Origin of the sequence: Micromonospora krabiensis (assembly GCF_900091425.1) — a bacterium.
Classification (GTDB): Bacteria; Actinomycetota; Actinomycetes; order Mycobacteriales; family Micromonosporaceae; genus Micromonospora; species Micromonospora krabiensis.
This window is the reverse complement of sequence record NZ_LT598496.1, coordinates 3,899,507-3,921,858: the sequence shown is the minus strand read 5'-3', so window position 1 is coordinate 3,921,858 and position 22,352 is coordinate 3,899,507. Positions and strand designations below refer to the sequence as shown.

Below are 22,352 nucleotides of genomic sequence, written 5' to 3'. Positions count from 1 at the left end.
CTACCGGTCCACTGCCTCGTCGGCGGGGGCCGGGCGGGTGACCGGGGCGTCGATCCGGTCGGCCAGGGCCTCCTCGGGGTGGCCGGCGCCGGAGTCCGGGCGGTCCGGTCCGGCCCCGGCTCGGGCGGCACCGGCAGCCTCGGCTCGGGTCGCCCCGGCGGCCTCGGCGGAGAGCGCGGCGCGCAGCACCTCCGCCTCCGTGCCGGTGACCGAGTGGGCGAAGCGCACCAGCGCGGCGTCCCGGCTGCCACCCAGGTCGAGCGCGTCGAGCATGAGTTGGGCGATGTGCGCCTCGCGGCTGGCCGCGGCCCGGTAGCGCCAGGCCCGACCCTCCCGCTCCCGCTGCACCATGCCCTTGCCGGCCAGCCGGTCCAGCACCGTCATCACCGTCGTGTACGCCAGCTCCCGGCCGGCGAGCGCGTCGGCCACCTCGCGCACGGTGACACCGTCCGACGTGGCGGGGACCGAGTCCCACAGCACGTCCATCACCGCACGTTCGAGGTCACCAAGCCGAGTCACACCGCAATCCTACCCCCGGTAGTAGATCTGCCGACCCCGGCTGTACGCCCCGCCGCTCAAGATCCGCGCAATTTCCGGGATGTAGCGGCATCGTCGGCCGTTGGAGACCACTACACCGGGAATGTTGTGCGGATCTCGCTGGCGCGCCGTGCCTCTGACGAGGTCCGGGGAGCCCCGCCCGCGAGCGGGCGGGGCTCCCCGGGAACCGCAGGCGGCAGCGGCCTCACACCCCCTTGGGGTGCCAGACCGTCTTCGTCTCCAGGAGGGTGGTCATCCGGGTGAGGCCCGGGTCCGCGAACCAGTCGTGGTCGGCCGGGGCGGGACGGAGCACCCGCTTCAGGTTCTCCGCCGCCTTGACCTCCAGGTCGGTCGCCAGGTCGGCGTCGGCCACCCCGGTCAGGTCGATGGCGTTGACGTCCATGTGGCCGGCGAGGGTCGGCACGGTCTCCGTCAGCCGGCCGGTCAGGATGTTGACCACCCCGCCCGGCAGGTCGGAGGTGGCCAGCACCTCGGCCAGGGTCACCGCCGCCAGAGGGGCCGCCGGCGACGCCGCCACGACCACCGTGTTGCCGGTGACGATCGCCGGGGCGATCACGCTGACCAGGCCGAGCAGCGCCGGCGCCTCGGGTGCGACGACCGCCACCACGCCGGTCGGCTCGGGCGACGACAGGTTGAAGTACGGCCCGGCGACCGGATTGGCGCCGCCGTAGACCTGGGGAAGCTTGTCGGACCAGCCCGCGTACCAGACCCAGCGGTCGATCGCCGCGTCGACCTCGTCGGCCGGGACGCCGAGCGCGACGAACTGCTCGCGGCGGCCCTCCAGCATCTCGGCGACCCGGTAGAGGATCTGACCACGGTTGTACGCCGTCGCGCCGGCCCAGCCCTTCACGGCGGCCCGGGCGGCGACGACGGCGTCCCGCGCGTCCTTGCGGGATGCCAGCGACACGTTGGAGTCCTGCACGAGATACGACCGTCCCGACTCGCTGCGCGGGAACTTCCCGCCGATGAAGAGCTTGTACGTCTTGCGTACCGCGACCCGCTCAGACATTGAGGTACCCCTCCAGCCCGTGCCGGCCGCCCTCGCGACCGTAGCCCGACTCCTTGTAGCCGCCGAACGGCGAGGTGGGGTCGAACTTGTTGAACGTGTTGGCCCAGACCACACCGGCGCGCAGCCGGTCGGCCATCCACAGGATCCGGGAGCCCTTGTCGGTCCAGATCCCGGCCGACAGCCCGTACGGCGTGTTGTTGGCCTTCTCGACGGCCTCCGCCGGGGTGCGGAAGGTCAGCACGGACAGCACCGGCCCGAAGATCTCCTCCCGGGCGATCCGGTGCGCCTGGGTGACCCCGGTGAAGATGGTCGGCGCGAACCAGAAGCCACGGTCGGGCAGCTCGCACGGCGGCGACCAACGCTCCGCGCCCTCGGCCGCGCCGGCGTCGGAGAGCTCGCGGATCCGGGCCAGCTGGGCGGCCGAGTTGATCGCGCCGATGTCGGTGTTCTTGTCCAGCGGGTCGCCGACGCGCAGCTGGGCCATCCGCCGCTTCAGCGACTCCAGCACCCGGTCGGCGACCGACTCCTGGACCAGCAGCCGGGAGCCCGCGCAGCAGACGTGCCCCTGGTTGAAGAAGATGCCGTTGACGATGCCCTCGACGGCCTGGTCGATCGGCGCGTCGTCGAAGACGATGTTGGCGGCCTTGCCGCCCAGCTCCAGGGTGAGCTTCTTGCGGGTGCCGGCCACCGAGCGGGCGATGGCCCGGCCCACCTCGGTCGACCCGGTGAAGGCCACCTTGTCGACGCCCGCGTGCTCGACCAGCGCCCGGCCGGTCTCACCGGCGCCGGTGACGATGTTGACCACGCCGGCCGGCAGGTCGGCCTGCTGGCAGATCTCGGCGAAGAGCAGCGCGGTGAGCGGCGTGGTCTCGGCCGGCTTCAGCACCACGGTGTTGCCGGCGGCCAGGGCCGGGGCGATCTTCCAGGCCAGCATCAGCAGCGGGAAGTTCCACGGGATGACCTGCGCGGCCACGCCCAGCGGCTTCGGGTCGGGGCCGAAGCCGGCGTGCTCCAGCTTGTCGGCCCAGCCCGCGTAGTAGAAGAAGTGCGCGGCGACCAGCGGCAGGTCGACGTCCCGGGACTCCTTGATCGGCTTGCCGTTGTCCAGCGACTCCAGCACAGCCAGCTCGCGGGAGCGCTCCTGGATGATCCGGGCGATCCGGAACAGGTACTTGGCCCGGTCGCGGCCCGGCATCGGACCCCAGACCTTCTCGTACGCCGTCCGGGCGGCCCGCACGGCGCGGTCCACGTCCTCGGCGCCGGCCTCGGCGACCTCGGCCAGCACCTCCTCGGAGGCGGGGTTGATCGACTTGAAGCTGCCGCCGTCGACCGGGTCGACGAAGGCGCCGTCGACGAAGAGCCCGTACGCGGGCTTGATGTCGACCACCGAGCGGGACTCGGGGGCGGGGGCGTATTCGAACATCGCGCTCAGTCCAGGGTGAAGTAGTCGGGGCCGGCGTAGACGCCGGTCGTCAGCTTGGTGCGCTGCATGAGCAGGTCGTTGAGGAGGCTGGACGCGCCGAAGCGGAACCAGTCCGGGTCCAGCCAGTCCGGGCCGACCGTCTCGTTGACCATCACCAGGTACTTGATCGCGTCCTTGGTGGTCTTGATGCCGCCGGCCGGCTTCACGCCCACCTGACGGCCGGTGGCGGCGCGGAAGTCGCGGACCGCCTCCAGCATCACCAGGGTCACCGGCGGGGTGGCGGCCACCGGGACCTTGCCGGTGGACGTCTTGATGAAGTCGCCGCCGGCCAGCATGGCCAGCCAGGACGCGCGGCGCACGTTGTCGTACGTCGCCAGCTCGCCGGTCTCCAGGATCACCTTGAGATGGGCGTCCCCGCAGGCCTCCTTGGTGGCGACGATCTCGTCGTACACCTCCTGGTAGCGGCCGGCCAGGAACGCACCCCGGTTGATCACCATGTCGATCTCGTCGGCGCCGGCCTCGACGGCCGCCCGGGTGTCGGCGAGCTTGACCTCCAGCGGCGCCTGCCCGGACGGGAAGGCGGTCGCCACGCTGGCCAGGTGGACGCCGGAACCGCGCAGCACCTCGGCCACGTACGGGACCATCGCCGGGTAGACGCAGACGGCGCCCACGTGCGGGCAGGAGGGGTCGGCCGGGTCGGGGCGCAGCGCCTTGGCGGCCAGCGCCCGGACCTTGCCCGGCGTGTCCGCGCCCTCCAGGGTGGTGAGGTCGACCATGCGGATGGCCAGGTCGATCGCCTGCGCCTTCGCCGTGGTCTTGATGCTGCGGGTGCCGAGCTGCGCCGCCCGCTGCTCCGCGCCGACCTGGTCCACGCCCGGCAGGCCATGCAGGAAGGTCCGCAGAGCGGTCTCGGATCGTCCCAGCTCGGAGAGGTCCGACCGGGCCGACGTCGTTGTCGCCGTCATGCCGGAAAGTCTACGCATCCAACCGGATAGTGATCTTGGTCACGTGCGGCCCGACGGCGTCGTCGCGCCCGCTCCGGGTGAGCGGGGTCGCCTCCTCGACCGCAGCCGCACACGAACACGCAACCGTTCGGTAGGTTGAGCGACCGTGGACGTACACGTCATTGACCACCCGCTGGCCCAGTCCCGGCTGACCGCCATGCGGGACGAGCGCACCGACTCCTCCTCGTTCCGAGCGGCCCTGCACGAGCTGACCACCATGCTGGTGTACGAGGCGGCACGTTCCTTCCCCGTCGAGCGTTTCCCGGTCCAGACCCCGGTCACCGGCACCGAGGGCACCCGCCTGGCCAACCCGCCACTGCTGGTGCCGGTGCTGCGCGCGGGCCTGGGCATGGCCGACGCCGCGCTGGGCCTGCTGCCGGAGTCCTCGATGGGTTTCGTCGGCCTCGCCCGGGACGAGAAGACCTTCGAGCCGCGCGCCTACATGGAGTCGCTGCCCCGTGACCTGACCGGCCGTCCGGTGCTGGTGCTCGACCCGATGCTCGCCACCGGCGGCTCGCTGGAGCACTGCTGCCGGCTGCTCGCCGACCGGGGCTGCACCGAGATCACCGTGCTCTGCGTGCTGGCCGCGCCCGTCGGCATCGAGCGGCTGGAGCGCTCCGGTCTGCCACTGCGCCTGGTCACCGCCTCCGTTGACGAGCGCCTGAACGACCAGATGTTCATCGTGCCGGGCCTCGGCGACGCCGGCGACCGTCAGTTCGGCGGCATGCCCCGCTTCTGACCCCCGCCCCGGCCGGCCGTCGCGTGACGCGGCGGACCGCCCGCACGGCTGCCACCACGGCCCGCCGACCCCACCGGTCGACGGGCCGTCGCCATACCGGCGGCCGGGCCGTCCCGGTGTCCCTCCACCGACCGGTAACGATCCGCCCCACCGGCGACACATAGAAGTTGTCCAGGCAACGACGGCGGTCGGGAGAGCGATCTGATGAAACCCGTGGGTGAGCGGGGCGAAGACTGGTTCACCAGGCTCTACGCCACGCACTACCCGGACATCGTCCGGTACGGCCTGCGCCGGCTTTCCGACGCCGACGCGGCTGCCGAACTCGCGCAGGACGTGTTCGTCGTCGCGTGGCGTCGGCGCAGTGAGGTGCCCGAACGCGCGCTTCCGTGGCTCTACACCGTGGCCCGGCACTGCGTGGCGAACCGGTGGCGGCACGGGCGCGGCCTGCCGACGCTGCTTCCGCTGGCCGAGGCTGACCAGGTGCCGGCTCGGCTCGTCGATCCGGACGCGCTGGCGCCGATCCTCGACCTGCGTCGCGCGCTCCGCGCGCTACCGGAGGTCGACCAGGAGATCCTCCGGCTGGTCGGCTGGGAGGACCTCAGCGTCGGGGACGCCGCCGTCGTCCTGGGTTGCAGCCGGTCGGCCGCGGCGGTGCGGCTGTTCCGAGCCCGACGTCGACTCCGGTCCGCCCTGGCCGCCTCCGCCCCGGTCCACGACTCCCGGCCGGCGTCCGCCCATGTCTGAGAGGAACAGCATGAAACTCCAGCAGCAGGTCCGGGACCTCCTGGGCCCGACCGACCCCGCGCGGAACACCGTCGTGGCGCCGCCGCCGCTCACCGCGCACGACGTGATCCTCCGCGCGGAGAGCACGATCCCGTCCTCGCCGGTGCCGTCCCACCGACGCGTGAACCGCCGCACCCTGGTCGCCGGTGCCGCCGCGACGATGACCGTGCTCGCCTCCGCCGGCCTGGCGTCGGCCCTGCGGGACCGGACGCCACCCACGCCCACACCGGTCGACGGGACCGTCCTCGAACCGGTGGCGTACGAGATCGCCACGGACACCGAGCCGGCCGCGCCGCACCTGCGGGCACTCGCCGCGCGCATCGTGGACGCGCCGTACGACCGGGCGCGGGGCCGGTACGCGTACCACCGCGTCACGTCGTGGGGTGGCGTCGTTCAGGAGTCGCCCGAGGGCCATGTGGCCAGTTACGTGGAGGAACGCCGTAGCTGGGTGACGGACGACGGCCGTCGCTGGTCGGAGCGGCGGACCCTGGACGTGGAGTACCCCGACGAGGCGTCCCGGGACTACTGGACGAAGCACCTGCCGCGCGTCGTGGACCCGAGCCCCGGCCGGCCGTCCGCGCAAGGGGGCCCGGTCGAGGAGCCGCGTGATCCGGACAATCCGCGGTTGCCCACCGACCGGGCGGAACTCGCGCGCCAGCTCCGCACCGACCTGCGGGCCGGCGAGGTGGCGAGGGCGGTCTACGACACGTACGCCCGGCTGCTGGTGCCACGCGGGACGCGCGCGGACATCCTGACCGTCCTGGCCGCGAAGCCCGGTTTCGTGTGGCGCGGACGGGTGGTCGACCGGGCCGGTCGCCCGGGGCTGGCCGTCACCGCCGACCTCACCCCGCCGGCGGACCGGCCGCAGAATCCGCAGAAGGCGCAGATGTTGCTGGTCTTCGACCCGTCCACGGGAGCGTTGCTCGCCCACGAGTACGTCGAGCTGGCGCCGCAGCGCCGGGTCCTCTACTACGGGCTGTTGCGCGACACCGGCCGCACCGACACGCTCGGGTGAGGGGCGACGCGGGCGAACAGCCGGCTACGCGCGACCGACCGGCGCGGAGTGGTGCGCGCCCGTGCGCGGAGCGGCTACCGTCCGGGCCATGACTGGTGTTGCGCTCGCCGAAGAACTGCTGCTGCTCGCGTACGACGACGAGACCGGCAAGGCGACCATGCCGCGGATCAGCCTCGACCTCGGGATGGCCGCGGCGGTGTTGATCGAGCTGGCGCTGGCCGGGCGGATCGCGTACGACGGGGGGAACCTGGCGGCCGTGGACCCCGCGCCCACGGGCGAGCCGGTCGCCGACGCGGTCCTGGCCCGGATCGCCGAGGACATCCCGCACACGCCGTCCTCCTGGGTGCAGCGGCTGCGGCACGGCCTGCGCGACCGGATCCTCGGTGACCTGTGCAGCCAGGGCGTCGTCCGGGACGTCGACGAGACGGAGTTGGGGTTCATCCACGTCCACCGCTACCCGGTGGTGGACACCTCCGTGGAGGCGGACACCCGCCGCCGGCTCGCCGACGCGCTGACCACCGGCACCGCCCCCGACGAGCGGACGGCCGCGCTGGCGACGCTGGTCGCGGTGCTGCGGATGGAGTCCTCGCTCGGCGTGAGCGGTGAGGCGGCCGAGGACGCCCGCCGCCGGCTGGCCGAGATCGCCAGCGGCGCCGGTTTCTCCGGCGAGGTCAGCCTCGACGACTCGGTGGTCCGCCCTTCGGTGGGCCTGGTGGTAGCCGCCCTGGCCGAAGCGGTGGACGCCGCCCTGGGCCCCCGCCGCGCCTGACCCCCCGCCCGCCGTCGCCCTCGCCCCCGCCGGTCCGCCGCGGTGATCAAGAGCTTTGCGTCAGGAATCGGGCCGTGCATGACGCAAACCTCTTGATCACCGCGAAATCCCGGGGAGGCCCGGGGAGGGGAGGGGTTAGAGGGCCAGGGCGGTGGCGATCTCGGTGCGGAGGCGGGTCACGGACTCGGTGGCGCGGGCGCGGGCCCCGGCCACGTCGCCGCCGGTGACCGGTTCCACCACCTCCAGGTACGCCTTGAGCTTCGGCTCGGTGCCGGACGGACGGATCACCACCCGGGCCGTCTCGGTGCGCAGGATCACCACGTCCGACTCGGGGAGCAGGTCCTCGGTCGCGGTGACCGGGTGCCCGAGCAGGCTGGTCGGGGTGGCCGCCCGGATCCGGGCCATCGCGTCGGCGATCAGCCGCAGGTCGTCGACCCGCACCGAGAGCTGGTCGGTGTGGTGGACGCCGAACTCGGCGGCCAGCTCGTCGAGCCGGTCGGTGAGGGTGCGCCCCTGCGTCTTGAGCCCGGCGGCCAGCTCGGCCACGGTCAGCGCAGCGGTGATGCCGTCCTTGTCCCGCACCAGGTCCGGGGCGACGCAGTAGCCGAGCGCCTCCTCGTACCCGAAGACCAGCGGCACCGACCCGTCGCCGGCCCGGACGATCCACTTGAACCCGGTCAGCGTCTCGCCGTAGGGCAGACCACGGGCGGCGCACATCGCCCGCAGCAGCGACGACGACACGATGGTGGTGGCATAGCGGCCGGTCACGCCCCGTCGCATCAGGTGGTCGGCGAGGAGCACACCCACCTCGTCGCCGCGCAGCATCCGCCAGCCGGCCGCCGCGTCCCGCACCACCACCGCGCAGCGGTCCGCGTCCGGGTCGTTGGCGATGGCGAGGTCGGCCCCGGTGGAGTCGGCGAGGGCGACCAGCCGGTCCACCGCGCCGGGTTCCTCCGGGTTGGGGAAGGAGACGGTGGGGAAGGCCGGGTCCGGTTCGGCCTGGTCCGGCACCACGCCGGGCACCGGGAAGCCGGCCCGGGCGAAGGCGGCGGTGAGGACCGCCGCCCCCACGCCGTGCAGCGGGGTGTACGCCACGGAGAGGTCCCGGGGCCCGTCCGCCGCGATCACCGCGGTGGCCTGTTCGACGTAGGACGCCACCAGGTCGTCGCCGAGCACCTGACCGGGCGGGCCGAGCGGCACCTCGGCCAGCGGGCCGACCGCCCGGATGGCGGCCTCGATGCCGGCGTCGGCGGGCGGCACGATCTGCGCGCCCGCGCCCGGTTCACCGCCGAGCGCCGCCCCGAGGTAGACCTTGTAGCCGTTGTCCTGGGGCGGGTTGTGGCTGGCGGTGACCATCACGCCGGCGACCGCGTCCAGGTGCCGGACGGCGTACGCGAGGACCGGCGTGGGCAGCGGCCGGGGCAGCAGCAGCGCGACCCGTCCCGCCCCGGTGACGACCTGGGCGGTGCGTTCGGCGAACTCGCGCGAGCCGTAGCGGGCGTCGTACCCGATGACCAGCGGACCGCTGCCGCCCTGGGCGCCGAGCCAGGCGACCAGCCCGGCGGCCGCCTGGGTGACGACGGCGAGGTTCATCCCGTTGGGGCCGGCGCGCAGGGGGCCGCGCAGCCCGGCGGTGCCGAAGGTCAGCGGGCCGGCGAACCGGTCGGCCAGCTCCGGGCCGCTCGCCGGCAACCGGTCGAGCACCGCCTGCAGTTCGGCGCGGGCGGCCGGGTCCGGGTCGTCGTCGAGCCAGCGTCGGGCTTGCTCGCGAAGGTCGTCGATGTCAGTGGTTTCCGCCGGCATGCCTCTTGATAGCACGCCGGCGGATCACCGCTGACGGTTCCCTCCCGGCTCAGCCGGCGGCGGTGAGCTTGAAGGTCCGCACCATCTCGTCGAAGATCGGCTTGCTGTCGGCGAACCGGCCGTCGGTCGAGCTGAGGTAGAACGAGTAGGCCTTGCCGTCGCTCACCACGCCGCGCCACACGCCGTGCCGCTTCGCGTCACCCTCGCCGCAGGTGTATTCCAGCTCGGCCGCCGTCTGGCCGGCCAGCGGCTGCTCGGCGAGGGCGATCTGCTCGTACGGCTTGACGCACGTCTTCGACCGGGTCTTCAGCCCGTTCTCGGCGACCTCGGCCCAGCGCATGGAGGAGCCGCCGAACGGCTCGGTGATGATGCGCACCTTCCGGCCGCTGTCCTCCGGGTCGATGTAGTCGGTGTAGCTGCCGCCGGTCGCCTTCTCCCAGCCCTTCGGCACCATGACCTGCACGCCACGGGCCGCGTGTTCCTGCATCTCGATGCCGGGCCCGGCCGGCGCGGTGGCCGTCGGCTGGGCCTGCGGCGCGGCGGGCGGCTCGTCGTCACCGCCGCTGGTCAGGGCGAACACCCCGATCAGCAGCACCACGGCGAGGCCGCCGGCCGCGGCGAGCTGGACCTTGCGCGGCCAGCCCTTGACCGTGCGGACGAGCGTGTTGCCGGCCCCGCGGGCCCGGTCGAGGACACCGTTGCCGCCCGCGCCGCCCGCGCCGCCCGCCGGGGTCGCCCACGGCTGCCCGGTGCCCGGCACCGACCACTGGCCGCCGCCGTAGGTGCCGCCGACCCGCTGCGTCGCGTCGGCCGAGCCGGGTGCGCCGGGGTAGGGGACGGCCTGGGTGGCGTCGGGGGTGGCACCCCAGGGGACCCGCTGGGTGGCGTCCGGCTGCCCGCCCGCGTCCACCCGCTGGGTGGCGTCGGCGCCGCCGTAGGTGCGGCCCGGGGCGGACATGGCGCCGGTCGGCGTGTGCAGCGGCCCGGCGAGGGCGTCCGCGCTGGTCTCGTCGAGCGCGGCGGTGCCGGTGTCGGCGGGCTGCGGTCGTTGCCCCCGGCGCAGCTCGGCCAGCCGGTCGGTCAGCGACTCGCCGGGGGCGAGCATGGCGCGACCGCCGATCTGCCCGCTGGGCTTCGGCTCGGGCTGGGCCGGCGGCGGTGGCGGGGTGACCGGCCGCTGCACCGGCACCACCGCGTAGGGGTCGGTCACCGAGTGCACGGCGGTCGCCGTGCTGCCGAGTGGCCCGGCGAGCAGCTCACGCAGCATGGCCCGCGAGGTGTGCACGTCCAGCCGGCGGGCCGGGTCCTTCTCCAGGAGGCCCATCAGCACCCGGGTCAGCGCGCCGCTGCGCTGCGGCGGGGCGGGCGGGTCCTCGACCACGGCGTGCATGGTCTCGATGGGGTCGCCCTTGTCGAACGGGGGTCGCCCCTCGACCGCCGTGTAGAGCGTCACGCCGAGCGAGAAGAGGTCGCTCGGCGGGCCGAACTCCTGGCCCATGGCCCGCTCGGGGGAGATGAAGTGGGGCGAGCCGAGCACCATGCCGGGTGTGGTGAGCTGCACGTCGGTGGGCATCCGGGCCACCCCGAAGTCGGTCAGCACGCAGCGGCCGTCGGAGCAGATCAGCACGTTGGCCGGTTTGACGTCTCGGTGCAGGACGCCGATGGCGTGCGCCACCTCCAGCGCCCCGAGCAGGGCGATGCCGATCTTGGCGACCGCGCGCGGCGCGACCGGCCCGTCCTCGATCACCATGTCGGCGAGGCTGCGGGCGTCCAGCATCTCCATGACGATCCACGGCCGGCCACCCTCGGTGACGACGTCGTAGACCTGCACCACGGCCGGGTGCTGGATCGCGGCGGCGGCCCGGGCCTCGCGCAGGGTCCGTTCGTACATCGCGTCACGGTCGCTGGGTGCGAGCCCCGGCGGGAGGACGACCTCCTTGACCGCCACGTCCCGGCGCAGCAGTGTGTCCGCCGCGCGCCAGACGGTACCCATGCCGCCGTGGCCGACGGCCGAGCGCAACGAGTAGCGACCACCGATGGTGGTGCCGGGTACCGCGCGCCCGTTGGGGGGACTTACGGGTCCACCGCTCCAGGTCGGGATCTGAGTCACAGAAAAGCCACCGGGGGAGATCGAGGGGGCTGGGACACAACCTCCCTATCTTGCTGGTTCAGACGCCCGATGCGAAAGCCGACGCGTCGGACGTTTATCCAACTCCACTGTCCGTACCCGGCCGTTCACCTCTCGTCGACCTGTGCGAACGCAGTGTGCGGTATCCCTCACCCGCCCGTGTCGCGGCGCGTCCTACCATCCGGTGATGAGTGAACGGCGGTTAAGCGAGTCGGGTTTCCCGATCAAGGGTGTCTACACGGCGGCTGATCTCCCGGCCGACCTGGACTCCCGGCTGGGCGGGCCGGGCGAGTTCCCGTACACCCGTGGGGTCTACCCCACCATGTACACGTCCCGCCCGTGGACCATGCGCCAGTACGCCGGCTTCGGCACCGCCACCGAGTCCAACGCCCGCTACCACCAGTTGCTGCGGGCCGGCACGATGGGCCTCTCGGTCGCCTTCGACCTGCCGACCCAGATGGGCTACGACTCCGACGACCCGATCGCGCACGGCGAGGTGGGCAAGGTCGGGGTGGCGATCGACTCCATCGAGGACATGCGGCTGCTCTTCGACGGCATCCCGCTGGACAAGGTCTCCACCTCGATGACGATCAACGCGCCCGGCTCGGTGCTGCTCCTGCTCTACCAACTGGTCGCCGAGGAGAACGGCGTGCCCGGGTCGGCGCTGAACGGCACGATCCAGAACGACATCCTGAAGGAGTACATCGCCCGGGGGACGTACATCTTCCCGCCGAAGCCCTCGCTGCGGCTGGTCGCCGACACGTTCGGCTACTGCCGGGCGGAGGTGCCGAAGTGGAATACCATCTCCATCTCCGGCTACCATATGGCCGAGGCCGGGGCGTCGCCCGCGCAGGAGATCGCGTTCACCCTGGCCAACGGGGTGGAGTACGTCCGCGCGGCGCTCGCCGCGGGCCTCGCCGTGGACGACTTCGCGCCCCGGCTGTCCTTCTTCTTCGTGGCCCGTACGACGCTGCTGGAGGAGGTCGCCAAGTTCCGCGCGGCCCGGCGCATCTGGGCCCGGCTCATGCGCGACGACTTCGGCGCGAAGAACCCGAAGTCGATGATGCTGCGCTTCCACACCCAGACCGCGGGTGTGCAGCTCACCGCGCAGCAGCCCGAGGTGAACCTGGTGCGGGTTGCCGTGCAGGGCCTCGGCGCGGTGCTCGGGGGCACGCAGTCGCTGCACACCAACAGCTTCGACGAGGCGATCGCGCTGCCCACCGAGAAGGCGGCCCGGCTTGCGCTGCGTACGCAGCAGGTGCTCGCGTACGAGACGGACCTGACCGCGACGGTGGACCCGTTCGCCGGCTCGTACGTGGTCGAGGCGATGACGGCCGAGCTGGAGGCGGCGGCCACCGAGCTGATGGACCGGGTCTTCGACCACGGGTCGGCGGTGGACGCGATCGAGGCCGGGTTCCAGAAGCGGGAGATCGAGCAGTCCGCGTACCGGATCGCCCAGGAGATCGACTCGGGCGAGCGGGTCGTGGTCGGGCTGAACCGCTTCCGGGTCGACGAGGAGGAGCCGTACGAGCCGCTGCGGGTCGACCCGGCGATCGAGGCGGCGCAGGGGCAGCGGCTGGCCGAGCTGCGGCGCGGCCGGGACGCCGGGGCGGTCGAGCGTGCCCTGGCCGAGCTGCGCGAGGCCGCCTCGGGCACCGGGAACGTGCTCTATCCGATGCGGGAGGCGCTGCGCGCCCGGGCCACGGTCGGCGAGGTCTGCGGCACGCTCCGCGAGGTCTGGGGCGTCTACCGGCCGAGCGACCGCTTCTGATCGGGGTGGCGGACCGGATGCCGGTCCGCCACCCCGCCTGCGCCGACAGCCGCCCGACCTCGGGTGGCTGTCGTGTTTCCGCTGGTCAGCGGCTCGTAGGAGGGCTCGGCGGAGCGCTACTCTCGAAGCAGTTCCCCCGGCCGACGCGGAGCTGGTCCGACCTTCCGGAGGGTGCCGGGCGGCGTTGCCGGCACCGGGATCGGTCGCCGGGGCGGCGTGGCCCCGACCGCCGCCGCGTGTGCCCCCGATGTTTGCGGGTACCCCGACCGGGTGAACCGGAACGGACACCGTGTGCGGTCCTTCCACACCCGTGCGTGTGAGCGTCTGTACCCGGTTGGTTGCGGAGAGTGGTCGGTTATTGCCGGAGTGCCGGTTCATCAGACCGACTAATGCGACAATTCGCAACGAAGGGCCCGGCGGACGCGCGATAATTCGTGACCCCCGAATCGGTTACGCGTTGTAGGAGGTGAGACGGCGGATGACGGCCTTCGACCGGGATCTACCTGCTGTCCCACTGATCTCCGAGCGCTCTCAGCAGGGCATTCGTGACGCTACGCGGTCCGATCACTACCGTAACGAGGTTGCGCAGCGTCACCGGCGGAGGTCTAGGCTGTCTGCTGTTCCCGAAGATCCATCCATTCCTAGTGATCGAGAATTCGACGTGACGAGTGCGTTGACGCTGCCGAGTGGCAGCCAGCTGGCGTCGTCCTGGACCGAGGCGCCCACCGGGTCCCAACCGCTGCCGTTCGAGTTGGACCACCTCCTCGCCCTCCGGGTACCGGGGCTCATCGCCACGCGCCGTCACATCCACGCCCACCCGGAGCTCTCCGGCACCGAGTTCGCCACCGCCGAGCTGATCGCCCGGGAACTGACCCTCGCCGGGCTCCACCCGCGGATGTTGCCCAAGGGCAACGGCGTGCTCTGTGACATCAACGGCCGCCCCGACGGTCCCGTGGTCGCCCTGCGCGCCGACATCGACGCGCTGCCGCTGACCGACGTCAAGGACGTGCCGTACCGCTCCACGGTCGACGGCGTCTGCCACGCCTGCGGCCACGACGTGCACACCTCGATCATGCTCGGCGTTGCCATGCTGCTCGCCCAGCTCGCCGACCTGGGTGAGCTGGACGGCCGGGTCCGGCTGATCTTCCAGCCCGCCGAGGAGATCCTGCCCTGCGGCTCGCTGGAGGTCATCGAGGCCGGCGGCCTGGACGACGTGGTGCAGATCTTCGCGCTGCACTGCGACCCCAACCTGCCGGTCGGCCGGATCGGCCTGCGGGTCGGCCCGATCACCGCCGCCGCCGACAACGTCACCGTCCGCCTGACCGGGCCCGGCGGGCACACCGCCCGTCCGCACCTCACGGTCGACCTGGTCGACGCGCTCGGCCGGCTGGTCACCGAGGTGCCCGCGCTGGTCAGCCGCCGGGTGCCGGCCAACAGCGGGCTGCTGCTGGTGTTCGGCCACGCCTCGGCCGGCACCCGCTACAACGTCATCCCCACCGAGGCCTGCGCCGCCGGCACCCTGCGGGTCATGGACCGCGACACCTGGGAACTGGCCCCGAAGATCGTCGGCCAGGTGGTGCGCGACGTCATCGCCCCGACCGGCGCGACCGTGGACCTCGAATACCTGCGGGGCCGCCCGCCGGTCAGCAACGACGGGCGGGCCATCCAGGTGCTCACCGCGGCCACCACCGCCGCGCTCGGCCCCGAGGGTGTCGCCGAGACCCCGCAGAGCATGGGCGGCGAGGACTTCTCCTGGTACCTGGAGTACGTCCCCGGCGCGCTCGCCCGCCTCGGCGTGGGCCGCGCCGGCCCCAACGTCGACCTGCACCGCGCCTCGTTCGACGTGGACGAGCGGGCGATCCCGGTCGGCGTACGGGTCATGGTGCAGACCGCGCTGCGGGCACTGGCGGCGGCGCGCTGACCGGCGGCGCCGTCCGCCGGCGCCGCCGCCGCAGCACCACGAGCAGCACCGCCAGCGGTACGCCGAACACGAGCAGCCACGGAAGCACCGCGCCCAGCACGGTCAGCACGACGGTCATCGACACCAGGAAGACGTCCCAGCCGCCGCGCAGCCCGGCCAGGAAGCCCAGATCCGTCTCCTTCTCCGCCGCGGTGGTCGCGTCCGGCCCGACCAGGGTGAGCGTGATCGTGGAGAGCGCGGTCAGGTCGGCCAGCCGCCGCTTCTTCGCCTCCAGCGATGCCAGGTCCGCCTCCCGCTTCGCCAACTCGCTCTCCAGCGAGATCAGGTCGCCGATCGTGGCCGCCCGGGCGAGCAGCCGCCGGGCGCTGTCGACGCGAGCACGCTGGGTGACGATCCGCGCGTCCAGGTCGACGGTCTCCTCGGTGACGTCCTCCGTGCGGATCTCCCGACGCTCCTGGTGGCCCAGACCGGCCAGCTCGTCGATCACCCCGGTGAACCGGGCCGCCGGCACCCGCAGCTGCAACTCGGCGCGCGCGTCCGCGGCGGAGTCGCTGCGCTGGTCGCCGCCGACGAAGCCGCCCGCCCCGGTGACCGCCGTGACCGCTCGGCGGGCGGCCTCGTCCACATCGTCCACCCGCACCAGCATCGTTCCGCTGTAGACGATCGACCGCTGGTCGACCCGCAGGTCCGCCGCGCCCGAACCCGCCCCGGCCGGCGCGTCGGCGTCCGGCGCCCGGCCCTCCGCCGCGTTCGCGCCACCGTCGGCCACCCCCCGGTCCGCCGCGCCGACCGCCGGCGCCTCCTGCGAACCCGCGGAATCCGACTGCCCGTCACTCCCACCGCAGCCGCCCGCCGCGAGCACCGCCACCAGCCCCAGAGCCGCCAGCGGTACGCGGCGGCGCCGCGCTCTCCGTCCGTCCATTGCCGCCTCCTTCTGTCCGCCCCCGGCGGGGCGATACCTCGGACGCGGCGCGCCACCCCGCCGGTTCCGGCAGACTGCGCTGAGGACGTCACGATTCGATGTATCGAGGAGTAGCGATGCAGCTCACCAAGTACGCCCACTCCTGCGTCCGGGTAGACCACGACGGGGGAGTGTTGGTCATCGACCCCGGCGTGTTCAGCGACCCGGTGGCGCTGGACGGGGCGGACGCGGTGCTGATCACCCATGAGCACCCCGACCACCTGAACCTCGACGCGATCACCCGCCAGCTCGACCGGCGGCCCTTCACCGTGCACGGGCCGGCCTCCCTCTCGGCCGCGCTGGGCGACGCCGCGGAGACGCTGGTGCCGGTGCAGGCCGGCGAGTCGTTCACCGCGGCCGGAGTGGCCGTCCGGGCGTACGGCGGGCGGCATGCGGTGATCCACCCGGACATCCCGGTGGTCGAGAACCTCGGGTTCCTGATCAACGACGTGGTCTACCACCCGGGGGACTCGCTGGTCGTGCCGGACGTGCCGGTCGACACGCTCTTCGCACCCATCCACGCACCCTGGAACAAGTTCTCCGAGGTGGTCGACTTCATCCGGGCGGTCGCGCCGCGCCGCGCGTACGCGCTGCACGACGCGCTGCTCAACGACAGGGGGTACGCCGTGCTCGACCGGCAGTACACGGCGCTGTCGCACACCGACTACCGGCGGCTGGAGCCCGGCACCCGGCTGGACGCCTGACGCGATGGCGGAGCCGCCGCCCGAGCTGGTGCAGCAGCTCTACAGCACCCCACCGGACCGGTTCGTCGCCGCCCGGGACGCGGCCGTCGCCGACGCCCGCCGCGCCGGTGACCCGGCCACCGCGCGGCAGATCGCCCGACTGCGCCGCCCGACCGTGGCTGCCTGGCTGGTGAACCTGCTGGCCATCCGCCGGCCCGAACTGGTCGCCGACCTGGTGCAGCTCGCCGACGCGATGCGGTCGGCCCAGCGGGAACTGCGCGGCCCGCGGCTGCGGGAACTCTCCGGGCAGCGGCGGGCGGTGGTCGCCGCGCTCGTCGCCGAGGCGCGCCGCCTCGCCGCCGGTGAGCCCGGCGCCCCGTCGGCCGGGAAGCTGCCGCTGGCCGAGGTCGAGGCGACCCTCAACGCCGCGCTCTCCGACACCGGGGTGGCCGAGCAGGTTCAGGCTGGCCGGCTGCTCCGCGCGGCCAGCTACGCCGGGTTCGGCGAGGTGCCCCGCCCGCAGCTTCGGCTGGTCACCGGCGACGAGGACGAGGAGGAGGAACGCCCCGCGCGCCGCGAGACCGGCCGGGCGCCGGCCCAGCGCGCACCGGGCAGCGACCGCGCCGCGGAGCGGGCGGCCCAGGCCGAGCGGGCGGCCGAGCGGGCGGCCCGGGCCGAACGCGCACGGCAGCGGCGGGCGCTGGAGCGGGAGCTGACGAAGGCGCGTACCGAGCAGGAGCGGGCGGAGTCGGAGCTGGCGGACGCGGCGGAGGCCGAACGCGACGGTGTCGCCGCGCTCGACGACATCGAGAACGAGCTGGCCGAGCTGGAGCGCCGGCGGGCCGTCGCCGAGCAGGAGCTGAGCCGGGCCAAGCTGGCCCGCCGGGGCGCGGAGCGGGCCCTGACCGCCGCGCGGCGGCGCACCGGCGAGGTCGAGGCGGCCGTCGAGGCCCTGGACGCCGACGAGGGGGCTGCCGGAAGGGGCGGCGGCGAGGCAGACTGACGTCGATGGACGGACGTGCAGTGGGGCCGGCGACGACCGCGTCGCGCGGGCCGGACCGATGACGCCGGAGCAGGTGGCGTCGGCCACCAAGCCGATGGTGCTCGACCTGGGCGACGCCTTCACCCGCTGCCCGATCACCCTGCGCCGGGCCCGGCTGCTCGGCATCTCCGGCTGGGCCTTCTACGTGAGCGGTCGGGCCGGCGCGCTCGGCGACGTCCGTGCCGAGACGGTCGCTGCCGCGCTCGGCTTCATCGCTCCCGACGCCGTGGCCGACGGGTGGGACGGGGCCGCCCGCACGGTCCGGCCGTTCGAGGTGGCCGCCGCGACGCTCGCGGAGTGCTGCCGGTGGGGTTCGCAGCACCTGGACGTCGTTCGCGGGATCGAGCGGCTGGCCGTGTTGCTGGAGTGCGCCAGCGCGGCCGCCGACGCCAGCGGCATGCCGCTCTTCGCCGCCTGGCGGGCGATGCCGGTGCCGGGACGCACGGCGGGAGCGCGGGCCGCCGCCGGCCTGCGGCTGCTGCGGGAGCACTTCACCGGCGCCTACCTGCTGGCCGTCCGCGCCAGCGGGATGACGCCGCTGGAGGCGGTGCTCGCCGGGCCGGAGGGGGAGGCCGGGGCGATGGCCTGCGGCTGGCCACCGCCGTACCCTCCGATCGGCCCGCTGGTCCGGCGCCGGCTCTGGGCGGAGGCCGTGACCGACCGGCTGGCCGCCCCGGCGTTCGCGGCGCTCGGCCCGGCCGGCGGCGCCGAGCTGCTCGACCTGCTGACCGAGACCCGCGCCCACCTGGGCCCGGTGGCCCGCTCCTACCCGGCCGCCTGACCACCCGGCACCGCGTGCCACCGGTCGACGGCCCCTCCTCGGGGAATCGACCGCCCTACCTCCGGGAAAGAGTGCCCACCCACTTGCCGGGAGGGGCCCCTTCCCGGGGAAGAGTGCCCACCGCCGCGTCGCGGCGGGGGTCCGGTCTCGCCCCGGCCGGGTCGGAAAATCGGCGGCGTGGACGGCATGCCCCTGCCAGGATCGTCGGCGTGACCTTCCCCGCTGGCTGGAGCACGCGCCGGCCCACCCTGGACGACGTCCCGGCGATCCTGGCGGTGGTGCACGCCGCCGACACCTTCGCCGTCGGCTACCCCGACTTCGACGCGGAGGACGTCGAGGCGGCGCTGACCGCACCGTACGTCGATCCGGCCCGCGACTCCTGGCTGGCGCTCGACCCGGACGGCGAGGTGGTCGGCTGGGCGATCGTCGACAACCCCACCGGCGTCGGCCGGGAGTTCGTCGAGGTCTACGTCGACCCGGCCCGCGGTCACCAGGCCCGCGGGCCGCTGCTGGCCCGCCAACTCGACCGGGTCGCGGAGCGGGCCGCCGAACGGGAGCTGCCGGCGCTGACCGTGCGCTGCGCCGTCTTCGAACCGGAGCGGGACTGGCAGCGGCTGCTGGAGGAGGCCGGCTTCACCCTGGCCAAGAGGTACGTCCGGATGCACCGCTCGCTGGCCGACCTGCCCGCCGAGCCGGCCCCGCCGCCCGGTGTGACGGTCCGCCCGGTCCGGGCCGACGACGAGCTGGACCTGCGAGAGTTCCACCGGATCTTCGACACGGCGTTCCGGGACACCCCGGACTACGAGCCGCTGGGCTTCGCCGAGTGGCGCAAGAAGATCACCCAGCACGTCACGACCTGGGACGAATGGTTCATGGCCGAGGTGGACGGGGTCGCCGCGGGCGCGCTGCAGTCGTCCGACCAGGCGCTCGACCAGGACGAGGGCTTCGTCCGGAGCCTGTCCGTGCTCCCCGCGTTCCGCCGCCGGGGTGTCGGGGCGGCGCTGCTGCGCCGGGCGTTCGCCCGCTACGCGGAGAAGGGCCGGACGGCCGCGGGGCTCGGTGTGGACCTCACCAACCCGACCACGCCACTGTCGCTCTACCGCTCGGTGGGGCTGCGGGAGACCCGGTGGACCGACATGTACGAGTTGGTGGTGCCGGCGACCGCGCTGACCGTACCGCCGACGGGTGTGTGATTGACGACCTCCGCCGGGGTCGGCGGCGGGTTCGCGCGACGGTGGTAGCAGACTGGGCGCGTGCGATACGCGCTACGCCGAGGCGGTGCCGGTGGGGCGGGACCGCAGCTCGGTGACGTAGTCGTCGGGAGCGCCCGCCTTCTCGGCCGCCGTGACGATCTCCGACAGGTACCACGACGTCGGCAGACCGCCCTCGTAGCCGTCGAAGACGTAGACCCACGCCGTGACGTCCCCGTCGAGGGTCGACACGCGGACGGTGAGCCGCCGGTACGTGCCGGCGTTCACGCCCTCGATCTCGTCGAGCTGGGCGGCGTCGACGGGGTGGATGTCGTAGAGCGCCACGAACACCCGGTCGCCGGGGGACTCGACGACGGTGCTGACCGCGCCTTCCCAGCCGATCACGTCCTCGCCGGCGAAGGTGAGCCGCCAGCCCTCCAGCCACCCGGTGCCCACCATCGGCGAACGCGGGCAGTAAGCGCGCATCCGTGCGGGGTCCAGGTTTGAGCCGTAGGCGGCGTGAAGACGCACGGCGATGACGATAGCCCGGCCGACGGGTGGGGGAGAATACGACGGTGCGTGTCGGACGCGTTCGGGAGAAGAAAGTCACTGTGAGCATCGACGAAGGGCGAACGCTGTGAGCCGGATCGTGATCATCGGCGGAGGGCCGGCCGGCTACGAGGCGGCATTGGTCGCCGCGCAGCTGGACGCTGATGTGACCGTCGTGGAGGCCGAGGGTGCCGGCGGGGCGTGCGTGCTGTCCGACTGCGTACCGTCGAAGACCTTCATCGCCAGTTCCGAGGTGGTGACCGGCTACCGGGACACCGAGGAGTTCGGGGTGCACTCGGACGGGCTGGAGGCGGTCACCGTGGACGCCCGGGCGGTCCACGAGCGGGTCAAGCGGCTCGCGTTGGCCCAGTCGGCCGACATCCACGCGAAGCTGCTGAAGGCCGGCGTCACCTTCGTGGCCGGCAGCGCCCGGCTCGGCGAGGACACCCTCGGTCACACCCACCGGGTCGTCGTCACTCCCGCCGAGGGCGGCTCCGACTACACCATCGACGCGTCGACGGTGCTGGTCGCGACCGGCGCCACCCCGCGCCAGTTGCCCACCGCCGTGCCCGACGGGGAGCGCATCCTGACCTGGCGTCAGGTGTACGACCTGCCGGAGCTGCCCGAGCACCTGATCGTCGTGGGCTCCGGTGTGACCGGCGCCGAGTTCGCCAGCGCCTACCTGGCGATGGGGGTCGACGTCACCCTGGTCTCCAGCCGGGACCGGGTGATGCCGCACGAGGACGCCGACGCGGCCTCCGCGATCGAGCGGGTGTTCCGCACCCGGGGGATGAGCATCCTCAACAACTCCCGGGCCGACGCGGTCCGCCGCACCGACACCGGCGTCGAGGTGGAGCTCTCCGACGGCCGCAAGGTGTACGGCTCGCACGCGCTGATCGCCGTCGGGTCGATCCCCAACACGGCGGACCTGGGACTGGCCGAGTACGGCGTCGAGCTGGCCCGGGGCGGCTACGTCACCGTCGACCGGGTGTCCCGCACCAACGTGCCCGGCATCTACGCCGCCGGTGACTGCACGGGGGTGCTGCCGCTGGCCAGCGTCGCCGCGATGCAGGGCCGGATCGCGATGTGGCACGCGCTCGGCGAGGCGGTCCGCCCGCTGCGGCTGCGGACCGTCGCGGCGAACGTGTTCACCGACCCGGAGCTGGCCACCGTGGGCGTCTCGCAGGACGAGGTCGACGCCGGCAAGGTCCCCGCCCGGCAGGTGATGCTGCCGCTGTCCGGCAACGCCCGCGCGAAGATGGACGACCTCGCCGACGGCTTCGTGAAGCTGTTCTGCCGGCCGGCGAGCGGGCAGGTGATCGGCGGTGTGGTGGTCGCCCCGAAGGCCAGCGAGCTGATCCTGCCGATCACGATGGCGGTGGAGAACAACCTCACCGTCAACGAGCTGGCTCAGACGATCACCATCTACCCGAGCCTCTCCGGGTCGATCACCGAGGCCGCCCGTCAGCTCATGCTCCACGAGCTGGAGTGACCTCCGCGCGTGTCACGTCGATCATGCGGTTGTGGTGGACGGTTCGGGATGCTTCGCCCCTTACGTCAGGCACCACAACCGCATGATCGGCCCGGCCGTCGGCGGCGCGGCGGGTCCGTGCGACCGTGCCGGCCACCACGGCGATCAGGGCCACCTCACTGAGGATGAGCGCGCGCTCGATCAGGCCGATGAGCAGGCGGTCCCCCGGGTACGCGGACCACACCATCGCCACCGCGAGGACCACGCTGACCAGGACCAGGCCGCGCAGCCATCGGCCGGCCGGGGCCAGGTCACCCCGGCGGGCGAGCAGCCAGCCGGCGACCGGGAGCGCCAGGAAGGCGACGACCGACGCGTACCGGTGCACGTACGCGGCGGTCGTCATCGGCGTACCGGGATCGTTGGTGGGGACGACCGCGGCCAGCAGCAACCCGGCCACCCAGGACCCGAGCAGCACGTCGGTCAGCCGGCCGCCGGCGCCGGCCGCCCGCCCGGGCGGGGCGGCGCGCCGCAGACCGGAGAGCAGGACCGCGGTGGCGAGGGCGAGCACCACCATCGCGACGTCGATGACGCCGCCGCGGTCGGAGACGGCGAAGTCGCTGACGGTCAGCGACCAGGGGGACAGGTTCTCGTTCACCTCGACGTGACCGATCACGGCGAGCAGCGCCGCGATGGCGATGCCGCCGAGGGCCAGCAGGCCGGCGCTCCGGGTTCCAGGCATGCCTCAGCCTGTC

At 73.5% G+C, this 22,352-nt stretch carries 20 protein-coding genes; 11 read left to right on the top strand and 9 right to left on the bottom strand.

Annotated elements, in window-relative coordinates:
- From GA0070620_RS17915 to deoC, 4 genes are all read right to left on the bottom strand, one after another.
- Complete coding sequence (locus GA0070620_RS17915; protein ID WP_231921831.1) at window positions 1–519, bottom strand: BlaI/MecI/CopY family transcriptional regulator; 519 nt, start codon at window positions 517–519, stop codon at window positions 1–3.
- Window positions 520–742: 223 nt separating this feature from the next.
- Entirely contained in the window at window positions 743–1,567 is an 825-nt protein-coding gene (locus GA0070620_RS17910) for an aldehyde dehydrogenase family protein (protein WP_091592413.1), read from the bottom strand.
- A complete protein-coding gene (locus tag GA0070620_RS17905; RefSeq protein ID WP_091592411.1) occupies window positions 1,560–2,990 on the bottom strand; it encodes an aldehyde dehydrogenase family protein in 1,431 nt (476 codons plus the stop codon). Before GA0070620_RS17905 ends, GA0070620_RS17910 begins: the two co-directional genes overlap by 8 nt.
- Before the next feature lie 5 nt (window positions 2,991–2,995).
- Window positions 2,996–3,955 carry a deoxyribose-phosphate aldolase gene (deoC, locus tag GA0070620_RS17900; RefSeq protein WP_091592410.1) on the bottom strand — a complete coding sequence of 320 codons (960 nt, stop codon included), beginning with the start codon at window positions 3,953–3,955 and terminating at the stop codon, window positions 2,996–2,998.
- A gap of 145 nt (window positions 3,956–4,100) precedes the next feature.
- Between deoC and upp the strand changes: the two genes are divergently transcribed.
- From upp to GA0070620_RS17880, 4 genes are all read left to right on the top strand, one after another.
- Complete coding sequence (gene upp / locus GA0070620_RS17895; protein ID WP_091592408.1) at window positions 4,101–4,733, top strand: uracil phosphoribosyltransferase; 633 nt, start codon at window positions 4,101–4,103, stop codon at window positions 4,731–4,733.
- A gap of 204 nt (window positions 4,734–4,937) precedes the next feature.
- The gene (locus GA0070620_RS17890; RefSeq protein WP_091592406.1) at window positions 4,938–5,477 is read left to right on the top strand and encodes an RNA polymerase sigma factor; all 540 of its coding nucleotides are present in this window, start codon (window positions 4,938–4,940) and stop codon (window positions 5,475–5,477) included.
- A gap of 10 nt (window positions 5,478–5,487) precedes the next feature.
- Complete coding sequence (locus GA0070620_RS17885; protein WP_091592404.1) at window positions 5,488–6,531, top strand: CU044_5270 family protein; 1,044 nt, start codon at window positions 5,488–5,490, stop codon at window positions 6,529–6,531.
- 88 nt (window positions 6,532–6,619) lie between these two features.
- A complete protein-coding gene (locus GA0070620_RS17880) occupies window positions 6,620–7,300 on the top strand; it encodes a GOLPH3/VPS74 family protein (RefSeq protein WP_091592402.1) in 681 nt (226 codons plus the stop codon).
- Window positions 7,301–7,435: 135 nt separating this feature from the next.
- Here the strand turns inward: GA0070620_RS17880 and GA0070620_RS17875 are convergent, their stop codons facing one another.
- Window positions 7,436–9,103: a phospho-sugar mutase gene (locus GA0070620_RS17875; RefSeq protein WP_091592401.1), complete on the bottom strand. Its 1,668-nt coding sequence runs from the start codon at window positions 9,101–9,103 to the stop codon at window positions 7,436–7,438.
- 49 nt (window positions 9,104–9,152) lie between these two features.
- Window positions 9,153–11,213, bottom strand: a complete 2,061-nt coding sequence (locus GA0070620_RS17870) for a protein kinase domain-containing protein (protein ID WP_091592399.1) — start codon at window positions 11,211–11,213, stop codon at window positions 9,153–9,155.
- A 205-nt stretch (window positions 11,214–11,418) separates the two neighbouring features.
- Here GA0070620_RS17870 and GA0070620_RS17865 point away from each other — a divergent pair, with 205 nt between their 5' ends.
- Together GA0070620_RS17865 and GA0070620_RS17860 are read left to right on the top strand one after the other, a co-directional pair.
- Entirely contained in the window at window positions 11,419–13,002 is a 1,584-nt protein-coding gene (locus tag GA0070620_RS17865; protein ID WP_091592397.1) for an acyl-CoA mutase large subunit family protein, read from the top strand.
- A 661-nt stretch (window positions 13,003–13,663) separates the two neighbouring features.
- Window positions 13,664–14,923 (top strand): amidohydrolase, encoded by a 1,260-nt coding sequence (locus GA0070620_RS17860; protein ID WP_091592395.1) that lies wholly within the window; start codon window positions 13,664–13,666, stop codon window positions 14,921–14,923.
- Here the strand turns inward: GA0070620_RS17860 and GA0070620_RS17855 are convergent.
- Window positions 14,880–15,845 (bottom strand): DUF4349 domain-containing protein, encoded by a 966-nt coding sequence (locus tag GA0070620_RS17855; RefSeq protein WP_091592393.1) that lies wholly within the window; start codon window positions 15,843–15,845, stop codon window positions 14,880–14,882. The genes GA0070620_RS17860 and GA0070620_RS17855 overlap by 44 nt on opposite strands.
- Before the next feature lie 116 nt (window positions 15,846–15,961).
- On the opposite strand from GA0070620_RS17855, the gene GA0070620_RS17850 reads away from it, so the two are divergent.
- From GA0070620_RS17850 to GA0070620_RS17835, 4 genes are all read left to right on the top strand, one after another.
- On the top strand, window positions 15,962–16,588 hold the full coding sequence (locus tag GA0070620_RS17850; RefSeq protein WP_091592391.1) for an MBL fold metallo-hydrolase: 627 nt from the start codon (window positions 15,962–15,964) through the stop codon (window positions 16,586–16,588).
- Window positions 16,589–16,592: 4 nt separating this feature from the next.
- Window positions 16,593–17,570, top strand: a complete 978-nt coding sequence (locus tag GA0070620_RS17845; protein WP_091592389.1) for a hypothetical protein — start codon at window positions 16,593–16,595, stop codon at window positions 17,568–17,570.
- Between the two features lie 58 nt (window positions 17,571–17,628).
- Entirely contained in the window at window positions 17,629–18,390 is a 762-nt protein-coding gene (locus tag GA0070620_RS17840) for an SCO6745 family protein (RefSeq protein WP_091592387.1), read from the top strand.
- Window positions 18,391–18,599: 209 nt separating this feature from the next.
- On the top strand, window positions 18,600–19,583 hold the full coding sequence (locus GA0070620_RS17835) for a GNAT family N-acetyltransferase (protein ID WP_091592385.1): 984 nt from the start codon (window positions 18,600–18,602) through the stop codon (window positions 19,581–19,583).
- 72 nt (window positions 19,584–19,655) lie between these two features.
- Here the strand turns inward: GA0070620_RS17835 and GA0070620_RS17830 are convergent, their stop codons facing one another.
- On the bottom strand, window positions 19,656–20,111 hold the full coding sequence (locus GA0070620_RS17830) for a gamma-glutamylcyclotransferase (protein ID WP_091592383.1): 456 nt from the start codon (window positions 20,109–20,111) through the stop codon (window positions 19,656–19,658).
- A gap of 106 nt (window positions 20,112–20,217) precedes the next feature.
- Here GA0070620_RS17830 and GA0070620_RS17825 point away from each other — a divergent pair, with 106 nt between their 5' ends.
- On the top strand, window positions 20,218–21,621 hold the full coding sequence (locus tag GA0070620_RS17825) for an NAD(P)H-quinone dehydrogenase (protein ID WP_091592379.1): 1,404 nt from the start codon (window positions 20,218–20,220) through the stop codon (window positions 21,619–21,621).
- Here the strand turns inward: GA0070620_RS17825 and GA0070620_RS17820 are convergent.
- On the bottom strand, window positions 21,599–22,339 hold the full coding sequence (locus GA0070620_RS17820) for a DUF998 domain-containing protein (RefSeq protein WP_091592376.1): 741 nt from the start codon (window positions 22,337–22,339) through the stop codon (window positions 21,599–21,601). The two genes, GA0070620_RS17825 and GA0070620_RS17820, sit on opposite strands and share 23 nt — an antisense overlap.
- Window positions 22,340–22,352: the final 13 nt, after the last annotated feature.